The 12,063-nt window shown below is 60.4% G+C and carries 10 protein-coding genes and 1 pseudogene; 2 read left to right on the top strand and 9 right to left on the bottom strand.

Features of this window, described 5'->3' with window-relative positions; genetic code table 11:
* From E4T63_RS22475 to E4T63_RS22440, 7 genes and pseudogenes are all read right to left on the bottom strand, one after another.
* On the bottom strand, nt 1-393 hold the full coding sequence (locus E4T63_RS22475) for a protease inhibitor I42 family protein (protein ID WP_098965453.1): 393 nt from the start codon (nt 391-393) through the stop codon (nt 1-3).
* 218 nt (nt 394-611) lie between these two features.
* Nucleotides 612-692: pseudogene (locus tag E4T63_RS29075) on the bottom strand (hypothetical protein); the annotation flags it as partial.
* 43 nt (nt 693-735) lie between these two features.
* The gene (locus tag E4T63_RS22470) at nt 736-1,164 is read right to left on the bottom strand and encodes a hypothetical protein (protein ID WP_135296494.1); all 429 of its coding nucleotides are present in this window, start codon (nt 1,162-1,164) and stop codon (nt 736-738) included.
* Nucleotides 1,165-1,343: 179 nt separating this feature from the next.
* Complete coding sequence (gene lon / locus E4T63_RS22465) at nt 1,344-3,761, bottom strand: endopeptidase La (protein ID WP_027612113.1); 2,418 nt, start codon at nt 3,759-3,761, stop codon at nt 1,344-1,346.
* Between the two features lie 754 nt (nt 3,762-4,515).
* Entirely contained in the window at nt 4,516-4,881 is a 366-nt protein-coding gene (locus E4T63_RS22455) for a DUF6124 family protein (RefSeq protein ID WP_135296493.1), read from the bottom strand.
* Between the two features lie 507 nt (nt 4,882-5,388).
* On the bottom strand, nt 5,389-7,800 hold the full coding sequence (locus E4T63_RS22445) for a glucose/quinate/shikimate family membrane-bound PQQ-dependent dehydrogenase (RefSeq protein ID WP_135296492.1): 2,412 nt from the start codon (nt 7,798-7,800) through the stop codon (nt 5,389-5,391).
* A gap of 226 nt (nt 7,801-8,026) precedes the next feature.
* Nucleotides 8,027-9,388, bottom strand: coding sequence for a carbohydrate porin (locus E4T63_RS22440; protein ID WP_098965447.1), 1,362 nt, complete (start codon nt 9,386-9,388; stop codon nt 8,027-8,029).
* A 299-nt stretch (nt 9,389-9,687) separates the two neighbouring features.
* Between E4T63_RS22440 and E4T63_RS22435 the strand changes: the two genes are divergently transcribed.
* Entirely contained in the window at nt 9,688-9,918 is a 231-nt protein-coding gene (locus E4T63_RS22435; protein WP_003227831.1) for a VF530 family DNA-binding protein, read from the top strand.
* 1 nt (nt 9,919) lies between these two features.
* A complete protein-coding gene (locus tag E4T63_RS22430; protein WP_135296491.1) occupies nt 9,920-10,558 on the top strand; it encodes a Pr6Pr family membrane protein in 639 nt (212 codons plus the stop codon).
* A 106-nt stretch (nt 10,559-10,664) separates the two neighbouring features.
* Here the strand turns inward: E4T63_RS22430 and E4T63_RS22420 are convergent, their stop codons facing one another.
* Nucleotides 10,665-11,450, bottom strand: a complete 786-nt coding sequence (locus E4T63_RS22420) for a siderophore-interacting protein (protein ID WP_098965444.1) — start codon at nt 11,448-11,450, stop codon at nt 10,665-10,667.
* Entirely contained in the window at nt 11,447-12,028 is a 582-nt protein-coding gene (locus E4T63_RS22415; protein WP_027612106.1) for a PadR family transcriptional regulator, read from the bottom strand. Before E4T63_RS22415 ends, E4T63_RS22420 begins: the two co-directional genes overlap by 4 nt.
* Between the last annotated feature and the right edge of the window lie 35 nt (nt 12,029-12,063).

The raw sequence follows: 12,063 nt of genomic DNA, 5'->3' as shown, positions 1-12,063 counted from the left end.
TCAGTTCACCGAAATGGCGCAGTCGAAGGTTTCTGCCGGTTCAACTTCCGGTTCCCAGGGCTGCTGCGAGGTCAGGCGCAAGCGGCCGTTGCCGGTGGCAAAGGCCTGGAAGCGCCAGGTGGAAAAACCGCCCGCGCCGACCATGCCGGAATCTTTCGGACTGCTGTAAACCTCAGGGCTGAGTGCATGTAGCACGCCGCCGGCGGAATCCTGAATTGCCCAGCGATAGCCCGTGGTCGGGTTGCTCGGCAGCATCACGATCAGGTTTTGTCCGTTGGTCAACTGCACGGGGCATTCGCTCTGGTTTTCCACGGTCACGTTCTGTTTTGGCTGCGTGGCGCAGGCGGCCAGCAAAGAGAGGGCGAGAGGGACAAACAGGCGAGTGGCGGACATAGGCTCAGTGGCTCCGGCGTTGACGACGAACGGCGAGCATAACTGAAGATGAGACAAAGTGTGACGGTGAGGCGGTTCTGTGGTGTTGCCACAGACGCCTTCGCGAGCAAGCCCGCTCCCACAGTAGTTGTGTGGTGACCACAAATGCTGTGTTCACTACAGAACCCTGTGGGAGCGGGCTTGCTCGCGAAGGCGGCGTGTCAGGCTCTGGATAACTGTCAGAACAACACTTTCGCCACATCCGCAAAGCGCTTGGCGAAGTGCACGGTAATGCCCTCCTTCAGATAATCCGGCAACTTAGCGTCGGCCGATGCAAAAATGCTGACTTTGATCAGCAGCAGACTATTGATGGATCATGGTAAATGAGCAAATAACAGGAAAACTTTCGTCACTGCCCTCTTTTGTGAAACTTATATCCATCGCACAGGAGTAGCGATGGGTGACAGGGTCAAGGTTGAGAAAAATAACGCCTTCTCCCGGAATGGTCCTAAAAAAATCGGCGTTAAAATTTCCGTCATATTCGACTCTGATATTTTCTGCAGGAAAGTCATGCCTGCCATTGTCCGGATACTTCTGGTCTTTTTTTGTCAGGAAAACCCTGACGTTTCTTGAAAAGTTCGGTTGGTCAGGACGGCGGTAGATTCCTTCCAGGGCTAGGGTTTCTTTATGAGTACTTATGATTAGTTTATCGGTCGAGAAGTTGACGTCCTCTGGAATGTAGGCTGTCAAAATACCGCGAGCAAACGTCCTTGCATCTTTTGAGTTATTCATCTTGAAGCTCCTGTGTCTAACCTGGGGGGAGAAACAAGGTAGAGCTTATTCAAGATAGAAAACTTCGGAACTGTCAGAAATGTCAGTTTTTTATATCGCTTGGCAATTATGAAGTGCTCGGCTATGCGAAGAAGTATTGGTCGTTATCGTTGTTTGATTGATAACGACCAATGTCTAAATCAGAACAAAACTTTCGCTACATCCGCAAAGCGCTTGGCGAAGTGCACGGTAATGCCTTCCTTCAGATAATCCGGCAACTCCTCAAAGTTGCCCCGGTTCGGCTCCGGCAGGATCAGTTCGAAGATCTTCTGCCGCCGCGCCGCGATCACCTTCTCACGCACCCCGCCAATCGGCAGTACATGCCCGGTCAGGGTCAGTTCGCCGGTCATCGCCACGCCTTTTTTCGGCGGCTGATTGCGGGCGAGCGAGAGCAGGGCGCTGGCCATGGTCACGCCGGCGCTCGGGCCGTCTTTCGGTGTGGCGCCTTCCGGCACGTGCAGGTGGACGAAGGCCTCGTCGAAGAATTTCGCATCGCCGCCAAACTGTTTCAGGTGTGAGCTGACGTAGCTGTAGGCGATCTCCGCCGACTCTTTCATCACGTCACCCAGTTGCCCGGTGAGTTTGAAACCACGGTTGAGCGTGTGAATTCGCGTGGCTTCGATCGGCAGGGTCGCGCCGCCCATGCTGGTCCAGGCCAGACCGGTAATGACGCCGGTGCCGGACAGCACTTGTTCATTGCGGAACACCGGATGGCCCAGCGAGGCTTCGAGGTCTTTCGGCCCGAGCTTGATCACTGCTTTCGGGTCGTCGATCAGCTTCATCACCGCTTTGCGCACCAGTTTGCCCATCTGTTTTTCCAGTTGGCGCACCCCGGCTTCGCGGGCGTAACCGTCGATCAAGGCCTTGAGTGCGCTGTCGCTGATGCTCAGGCTGCCCTTGGACACGCCAGCCTTTTCCAGCAGTTTCGGCCACAGGTGACGCTTGGCGATGGCGACTTTTTCTTCGGTGATGTAGCCCGACAGGCGAATCACTTCCATCCGGTCCAGCAACGGCCCGGGAATCGAATCCAGGGTGTTGGCGGTGCACACGAACAGCACTTTCGACAGGTCCATGCGCAGGTCGAGGTAATGGTCGAGGAATTCGACGTTCTGCTCCGGGTCGAGGGTTTCCAGCAGCGCCGAGGCCGGGTCGCCCTGGTAGCTCTGGCCCATTTTGTCGATCTCGTCGAGCATGATCACCGGGTTCATCACTTCGACGTCTTTCAGCGCCTGCACCAGTTTGCCCGGCTGCGCGCCGATGTAGGTGCGGCGGTGGCCCTTGATCTCGGCTTCGTCACGCATGCCGCCGAGGCTGAAGCGGTAGAACGGTCGGCCAAGGGATTCGGCGATGGATTTGCCGACGCTGGTTTTACCCACGCCCGGCGGGCCGACCAGCAGCACGATCGAGCCGCTGATCTCGCCTTTGTAGGCACCGACCGCGAGGAATTCGAGGATGCGATCCTTGATGTCGTCGAGGCCAGCGTGGTGTTTGTCGAGTACCTTGCGCGCGTACTTGAGGTCGAGTTTGTCCTCGCCGTACACGCCCCACGGCACCGAGGTCGCCCAGTCGAGGTAGTTGCGGGTGACCGCGTACTCCGGCGAGCCGGTCTCGAGGATCGACAGTTTGTTCATTTCCTCTTCGAGGCGTTTCTGCACCTGTGCCGGCAGGACTTTGCCTTCCAGGCGTTGTTCGAACTGTTCGAGATCGGCGCTGCGGTCGTCCTTGGTCAGGCCGAGTTCCTGCTGGATCACCTTGAGTTGTTCCTTGAGGAAGAACTCACGCTGATGCTCGCCGATCTTGCGATTGACCTCGGCGGAGATCTCTTTCTGCAGGCGCGCGACTTCGACTTCCTTGCGCAGCATCGGCAGGACTTTTTCCATGCGCTTGAGCATCGGCACGCAGTCGAGCACTTCTTGCAGCTCATTACCTGTCGCCGACGTGAGGGCGGCGGCGAAGTCGGTCAGCGGCGACGGATCGTTGGGGCTGAAGCGGTTGAGGTAGTTCTTCAGCTCTTCGCTGTACAACGGGTTCAGCGGCAGCAGTTCCTTGATCGCGTTGATCAGCGCCATGCCGTAGGCCTTGACCTCGTCGGTCGGCTCGGTCGGCTGGTGCGGGTATTCGACTTCGACCAGGTACGGCGGGCGGTGGTGTTTGAGCCAGGTCTTGATGCGTACGCGGCTCAGGCCCTGGGCGACGAACTGCAGTTTGCCGTTTTCGCGGCTGGCGTGATGGACTTTGACCAGGGTGCCGTATTCGGGAAGGGCGCCGGTGTTGAAGTGGCGCGGGTCTTCCTGGGGCGTGTCCATGAAGAACAGGGCCAGGGAGTGGTGGTCGGATTTGCTCACCAGATCGAGGGTTTCGGCCCAGGGTTCTTCGTTGACGATGACCGGCAGCACTTGGGCCGGGAAGAACGGGCGGTTGTGGATCGGGATGACGTAGACCTTGTCCGGCAGGTTCTGGCCGGGCAGGGCCAGGCCTTTGCCGGATGAGGTGTGTTCGATGTGTTCTGCTTCGGTGTAGTCGTCGGGGTTGTCCGGGAATTCTTGCTGGTCGCTCATGGGGCACCTGCGCAATGGGGTATGGGTCTTAGATGGGGCAGGCTTTGGGTGGTTTCAATGGGGGGCGGTGTTTCTGCTTGTGCGTTCAGGGTTTTGACAGGCGTCACGCTTTGGACTTGGCGGCCTTTGGGCCGACCAGGTTCTTGGGGTTTTGGGGGTATATCCGTTTTTTTGGGTGTGGCGGCTGGCGGTTTCGCCCTTACGGCGAGTCACCTTTTCCAGACGCCGAAAAGGTAACCGAAAAGGCTTGCTCCTGCGTTCGGCCCGCTCGCTGGGGCTCGGGGTTCCTTCGCTCCGGGACTGATCCGTGGGGCAGCGCCTCCGGTTTGCTTCGCTGCACCTCCTCTCGCTGTGTTTGGCTGCGCCAAACGGTCGCTGCGCTCCCACCCCCGGATCAATCCCTCCACTCAGCCTTCCGACGTCGCCCGTGGATCAAGATCAAAAGCGGTACTCGAGCTTGCGCTCATTGTTTTGAGTGGGGCGGCTGCGCCGCATGGGGCATACACGAATCAAAAATGTGGGAGCTGGCTTGCCAGCGATGGCGGCCTGACAGCCGACCATGTTCTGGCTGAATGCACTCAATTTACCTGTGGGAGTGAGCCTGCTCGCGATGGCGGCCTACGAGCCGACCCATCTCCACCTGACTCACCCAATTCCACTGTGGGAGCGAGCTTGCTCGCGAAAGCGGTGTGTCGGTCACCGCAAGTGTTGGATGTGCTGACGCTTTCGCGAGCAAGCCCGCTCCCACTATGGCTCAGCTGTGTGCCGCAGATTGGGTGATTTCCACATTATCCAGCACCCGATTCACCGCCAGTTCGGCGAGCATGATGATTTGCTGAATGGCCAGTATCGTCCGGCGCTGCGGGATGTCGATGTACGCGGCGATGTCGCTGGTCATGAGGCTGGCTTGGGCCAGTGATTCGCAGGCGTGAACCAGCAGGCTTTCGTTGTCCATGTCCGGGGCGACCTGGAAAATGCTGCTGGGTTTGTGGAATCTCACCGCGGCGGCGGAGGGCTTCAGGTAGTGATCCAGCGCACGCTCGGCGGCGTCGTGGAGTTTTCTGGAATCGAGGGATTCGTAGGGCGAGGTTTCTGGGGGATTGGGTGTGGGTTTGATCATGATGAGTTCTCAGTTGGTGAAGTGGAGCTACCTTCAATTGCCGCGACGCAATCTGAGGTGGCAGCTGTACGCGGGTTCGCGGACCGATAACTGAGGAATCGGCATACCCCCAAAGAAGGTATCCCGCGCACAGCCGCCATGACACAACCAACAGGCATCCGAGGTGCTGTCAGGTTGGCGATTATGCATCAGTTATCAGGCCGCGACGCCCGTTCGCTGAATTTCCAGCGACCACCAGAGCCTATCCAGCCAACTTCCGAGGCACAACCGACGCGACTTGTCGGAAAACTCCCGCGTATAACGCGCTTCTGTAGGACGGGCACCGTCCAGTGTGGGAGCGGGCTTGCTCGCGAAGGCAATGTGTCAGCCGGCAAACTCATTGGTTGATACACCGCTTTCGCGAGCAAGCCCGCTCCCACAGGTTTGTCCGGTGGACTCAGAAAGTGTGGGCACAAAAAAGGCGATGCCCCTCACGGAGCATCGCCTTTCCTTTACCGCCGCTAAAACTTATTCCGGCAGTTTGTACGCAATCACATAGTCACCCATCTTGGTGCCCAGCGAGCCGTGACCGCCAACAACGAGCAGCACGTATTGCTTGCCGTCCTTGCCGGTGTAGGTCATCGGGGTCGCTTGGCCGCCAGCCGGCAGACGCGATTTCCACAGTTCTTTACCGGTGTTCACGTCGTAGGCGCGCAGGTACTGGTCGAGGGTGCCGCTGAGGAAGCCGACGCCGCCTGCAGTGACCATCGAACCGCCCATGCTTGGTACGCCCAGGGTGAAGCCGATCGGGATTGGCGAGCTGTCGCGGCTGGTGCCGTTCTTGCGTTTCCACACGACTTTGCCGGTGGTCAGGTCGATACCGGCGACGTAGCCCCAGGCCGGGGCCTGGCACGGTACGCCCAGTGGCGACATGAACGGGTGCATGATCACCGCGTATGGCGCGCCGGTGTTTGGCTGCACGCCAGCGGTTTCGCTCTCGCGTTTGCTGCCGGCGGCGACTTTCTCGCGTGGCACCATTTTCGAAACGAAGGCCATGTAGTTCGGGCTGGTGAACAGCATCTGGCGAACCGGGTCGACCGAGACGCCGCCCCAGTTGAACACGCCGACGTTACCCGGATAGATCAGGCTGCCCTGTTCCGACGGAGGCGTGTATTGGCCTTCGTAGCGCAGTTCCTTGAACTGGATGCGGCACAGCATCTGGTCGAACGGGCTGGCGCCCCACATGGCTTTTTCGGTCAGTTCCGGGGCCAGCAGGTTGAGGTCCGAACGGGCCTGGGTCGGTGCGGTGTGGTCGCCTTTCACGGCGCCTTGCGGAACCGGGATTTCCTTGATCGGGATGATCGGCGTGCCGTCACGACGGTCGAGGACGTACAGGCTGCCCTGCTTGGTCGGGGCGATCAGCGCCGGTTTCACGCCCTCGGCGGTTTTCATGTCGAGCAGGGTTGGCTGGCTGCCAACGTCCATGTCCCACAGGTCGTGGTGGGTGAACTGGTAGTTCCAGCGCACTTTACCGGTGGCCAGGTCGAGGGCGACGATGCCGGCGCTGAATTTCTCGGCGCCTGGAGTGCGGTCAGCGCCCCACTGGTCTGGAGTCTGGTTGCCCAGTGGCAGGAAGACCATGCCGAGTTTTTCGTCGACGCTGGCCAGCGACCACATGTTGGCCGAGTTGCGGCTGTAGGTTTCGCCCGGGGCCAATGGCTCGGTGGCATCCGGCTTGTCGCTATCCCAGTTCCATACGAGGTGACCGTCGCGCACGTCGAAAGCGCGGATCACGCCCGATGGCTCGTTGGTCGATTCGTTGTCGGTGACGTGACCGCCCATGATCACCAGATCACGGGTAATCGCCGCTGGCGAGGTGGAGTAGTAGCCACCGGCGGTGAATGGGCCGATGCCTTGGGTCAGGTCGACCACGCCGTTTTTGCCGAAGCCTTCGCAGATCTTGCCGGTGTCGGCGTTCAGAGCGATCAGACGGGCATCGGCGGTTGGCAGGTACAGGCGACGCGGGCAGGCCTGGGCAACGGCTTTGCCGGCTTCGGAGATAACGGCCGAGGCGGCGTTATCAGCTTTCGCGTAAGCGGCTTCGTCGTAGTACGACACGCCACGGCAGGTCATGTGGGCGAAGCCCTTGAAGCCCACCGGGCTTTTGATCTGCGGGTCGAAGCGCCAGATTTCCTTGCCGGTGTCCGGATCCAGCGCCAGCACTTTGCTGTGCGCGGTGCAGGCATAGAGCATGCCGTTGGCTTTGAGCGGGGTGTTTTCGTTGGTCAGCTCGACCGGGTCATCGGCGGTTGGCAGGTCGCCGGTCTGGATGCGCCAGGCTTCTTGCAGCTTGCCGACGTTGGCCGGGGTGATCTGCTTCAGCGGCGAGTAGCGGTCACCGAATTCGGTGCGGCCATAGGCCTGCCAGTCGCCTTCAGGCATTTGCGGTGCGGTACTGGTCATGTCCGCGGTGTCGCGGCCCAGTTCGCCGAAGGTTTCGCCCGGGTGGGTGAACAGGCTGGCCAGGGCAGTGACGCCGGCCAGCACCACGGCCACGGTCAGGCCACCTGTGCCCATCGGCGCCGGGCCATTGAGCAGCAGCGGACGACGGAACCACGGCAGCAACATCACGATGCCGAGAACGAACCACAGGGCCAGACGCGGCACCAGTTGCCACCAGTCCAGACCGACTTCCCACAAGGCCCAGACCGTGCTGGCGAACAGCACGATCGCATACAGGCCTAGCGCTGCACGACGACGCAGCAGCAACAGAATGCCGCTCAGCGCAATGCCGATACCGGCCAGCAGGTAGTACAGCGAGCCGCCGAGCATGCTCAGCTTGACTCCCCCGGCCAGCATGGCCAGGCCCATCAGTAGAAGCAGAATGCCGAGCAGGCTCGGTAACAGACGGCCCCGACTCGAAGCACTTTCGGTGCTCATAGTGTGATTCTCCGTGACGTTTATTTAGTCCCGCGCTTTAGTCACTCTAGATGACGATTGGGCGCAGGTATGGTTCAGATAAAAACTTGTCTAGCTAACGAATTTCATAAATCCCCTGTGGGAGCGGGCTTGCTCGCGAAAGCGGTGTGTCAGAAGGCTGATGCATCGACTGACACGCCGCCTTCGCGAGCAAGCCCGCTCCCACCTTGGGGATTCGCGTAAATCTTTAGAACGACGACTGGATCTTGATCCCCGCGATCAGTGCGTCATCGACCTCGTTCACGCCGCCCGGATGGCGGATGTATTGCAGGTTCGGGCGCACGGTCAGCCAGTTGGCAACGTGCACGCCGTAATACAGTTCGGCGCTGTATTCGGTGTCCTGCGGCGGCAGGAAGGACGGGTCGTCATAGTCGTAGACGGCGTGCGCCTGATTGCTCGCTTCGGCGTTCTTGCGGAAGGCCGGGTTGACGTGGACGCGGGCCAGGGCGAAACCGATGTCGTCCTTGGCGCGGGCATCGAACGGGCCTTTGTAGACCACGCCGGCCTGCACGTAGTTGTCGATCGCGTTGGTTTTCTTGTCGTGCATCGTCGCGTTGGCAAACACGCTCAAGCCGCGCGAGTGGTCGCTGGCGAGGCTGGTGACTTGCTGCTGCGCACCGAACCACACGCCGTGTTTGCTCGACGCGCTGCGGTAGGCTTCGCCGCTCAGTGCGGCGGGCTGGCCGTTCTGGTCTTTATAGACGTCAGAGGCCTTGGCGCTGCTGTAGTAGTAACCGGCCCGGTATTCGCCCGGCAGGCCGTTGAGCTTCGGCGTCCACACCAGTTCCACCGGCAACACGGCGCCTTGGGTACCGCTGCCGCTGAGTTTGAAGCCGTTGCCGCGATCGAGGTTTGACGGGTTCTGCTCGTAGGCGCCGACCTGCGCGTACAACTCTGGGGTCAGGTGATATTTGACCCGCAGCGCCCATTGGCTGACCGGCCAGTTGTACCAGATGCCGCCGACCCAGTTGCCGACCTGCGAGCCGCAGAACGCCAGGTTCTGGAAGTCGCACGGGAAGCTGTTGAAGTCTTCGCCTTCGCCGAAGCGGCCGACCTTGATGTCGAGCTTCTGGTCGAAGAATTTCTGCTGGTACCACATCTGCGTCAGGCGCGTGGTCTGGCCACGGCCCCAGACTTCCTGGGCCGAGGTGAAGCCGCCAACGCGTGGATCGTTGATCCGGTCGTTGCTGATGTTGTTGCCGCTGCGCTTGGTGATGGTCAGCTGAAACTCGGCGTCGTCCCAGCCAAGGATTTTTTGCAGGTCCAGGTGCGTGCCCAGACCGAACTGGTCGCTGTAACGCGCGGTGCGATCGTGGTCGTAGCCGCCGTGCAGGTTGCTGCCCATTTCGCCGGTGTAGTCGAGTTTGAAGTCGTAGCCTTTTTCCGCGAGTTCGGTACGCGTGCCGTTCCAGTCACCGAGCATCCACGGTGAGTCGCTGTCGAAAGCGGGGGCCGCCTGGGCGTAGGTGGCGAAGCCGAGCGCGGTGCAGCCGCCGAGCAGGCGCAGGGCTGAGATAGCGCTGTCTCGGGAGAAGGAAAAATCAGGCATGGGTCAGTCTTTTTTGGTGTTTTACGGGGGTAAACCGAGCGCTTCAATTTGACGCAGGCAGTGAAGCGATTCAGCTGAAGGGCGGCAGGATAATGATCTGTAACAAAAAGACAAAGGGCTTTTGCAGACATGCAGCATTTCTGATTCGGTAACAGTGCGGCAAACGGGCGCATTGTGGCGATGGCTGCAGGCTGCGATCTTCTCGGGTTGGCCTACATTTGATGCAAGGCCTTCCACCTGACCGGCCCCTCGGCTAAGGTGCGCGGCTTGTGCATTTTCCCTCCGTCCAAAGGCCTGGCATGAACGACCACACTCCCGATCCGCTGCATGGCGTAACCCTTGAACAGATCCTCAATGCGCTGGTGGCGCATTACGAGTGGTCAGGGTTGGCCGAGCGCATCGATATCCGCTGCTTCAAGAGCGACCCGAGCATCAAGTCGAGCCTGACCTTCCTGCGCAAAACCCCGTGGGCGCGGGAGAAGGTCGAGCGCTTGTACGTGAAACTGATGCGCACCAAGCGTCCGCTCTGAGATGGACGCCGTTACGCGGCGACGCCTGATCACGCTCATCGCCACGCTCGGTTGGGCCGGGCTGAGTATCCAGCTGTACCTGATTTTCCTTGCGCGGCTGAGTGTCGACGCCAGCCTGCTGGGCGGGCTGGTGAGTTTCTTCAGTTACTTCACGGTACTCACCAACACCCTGGTGGCGACCGTGCTGACCTGCGCTGTCACCGGGCGTGAATCCGCCGCACAGCGCTGGTTTCTCCAGCCATGGGTGAGCAGCGGGATTGCGGTCAGCATTGCGGTGGTCGGTCTGGCTTACAGCATTCTGCTGCGGCATTTGTGGCACCCGCAGGGCTGGCAGTTTATCGCTGACGAACTGCTGCACGACCTGATGCCGCTGCTGTTTCTCGGTTACTGGTGGTTTTGCGTACCCAAAGGCACGTTGCGCCTTTGGCACCTGCCGCTGTGGCTGATTTACCCGTTGGTGTATTTCATTTACGCGTTGCTGCGCGGGCATCTGCTTGGCGCGTATGCGTATCCGTTCATCGATGTGGCGCTGCTGGGTTATGCACAGGTGTTCATCAATGCCGGAGGGATATTGGTGGGGTTTGTGCTGATTGGCTTGCTGGTGATCGGGATCGACCGCTGGCAGTCAGGACGAAGTTAAAAGGTCAATGTGGGAGCGGGCTTGCTCGCGAAGGCGTCAGGTCAGTCAACATCATGGTTGAATGATCGACCGCCTTCGCGAGCAAGCCCGCTCCCACAAGGGTAAATCACTCTTCTGCCGAACCCTCAGCCCGCCAGTAGCCGACGGCTTTGACGAACTGCTCATTGAGTCCATGCTCATCCAGCAGCACCCGGCGAATCTGTCGCGAAACCTTGGTCTCGGTCGCTACCCACGCATACAGATTGCCCTTGGGCACCTGCAGCTCTTTGACCGTGGTCAGCAGGTTGTCCTTGCCCCCGTCGCGCAGGACCCAGATCACATTGACCTGCGCCGCACTCTCCAGCACTTGTTGCTCGGCACCGTTCTCCACTTCGATCACCACCAGCGCCTTGCGATTGGCCGCCAGGCCTTCAAGGCGGCGGGCGATGGCGGGGAGGGCGGTTTCGTCGCCGATCAGCAGATAGCTGTCGAAGATGTCCGGCACGATCATCGAACCGCGTGGCCCGCCGATGTGCAGGAATTGCCCGGGTCTGGCCTGTTCAGCCCAGGTCGAGGCAGGGCCGTCGCCGTGCAGGACGAAGTCGATGTCCAGCTCGAGTTTTTCCAGGTCGTAGCGGCGCGGGGTGTAGTCGCGCATCTCGGGCAGCGGGCCGTTGTCCTTGCCGGCGCCGAGCACCATGGTTTCCAGCGCCGCAGCCTGTTCGGCATTCTGCGGAAACAGCAGCTTGACGTGATCGTCGGTGCCCAGGCTGATGAACCCGGCCAGTTCCGGCCCGCCGAGGGTGATGCGGCGCATGCGCGGGGTCAGGTCGACCACGCGCAGGACTTCGAGTTTGCGGCGTTTGATTTCGTGCATCACGCGGTGAATGGTTTGCGTATCGACTGCAGTCATTCGGCTTTCTCCGGGGCAGATTGAACGGCAGGGCCGTCGACGATGGCTTTGGCGGTGTCGTTGAGCAGCGCGGCAACCCGCTGGATTTCTTCCGCGCTCCAGCGTCCGTGGTGCAGTTGCAAGGCGTGGCGCAGGTTGTGCACCGCCTCGTGGATTTCCGGCGGCCGATCATGGCCGCGCAACGAGCGTTTGCTGACGTCGATGCGCATGCGCACGCCGTCCAGCGCTACCGCTTGTTCGCTTAGGGACAAACGACCGGCGTCGGTCACGCTGTAGCGTTTTTTGCCGGCCTCGGCGTCGCCGCTGATCAAGTCGCTTTCTTCAAGGAAGGTCAGGGTCGGGTAGATCACGCCGGGGCTTGGGCTGTAGGCGCCGTCGAACATGCCTTCGATCTGGCGGATCAGGTCATAGCCGTGGCACGGCTGCTCGGCGATCAGCGCCAGCAGCAACAATTTCAGATCACCGGGGGCGAAGACCCGTGGGCCGCGTCCACCGCGTTCGCGGCCGGGGCGTTTTTCGAAGCCGTCACGGCCGTCGCCGTGTTCGCGGTGATGATGGGGGGAATGATGGTCTCTCATTTTCCTGCTCTCTCGTCGTGTTTAGATACAACTTA

Origin of the sequence: Pseudomonas fluorescens (assembly GCF_004683905.1) — a bacterium.
Taxonomy (GTDB): domain Bacteria; phylum Pseudomonadota; class Gammaproteobacteria; order Pseudomonadales; family Pseudomonadaceae; genus Aquipseudomonas; species Aquipseudomonas putida_A.
Note: the sequence above shows the minus strand (reverse complement) of the source record. Positions and strands in the feature narration are given on the sequence as shown.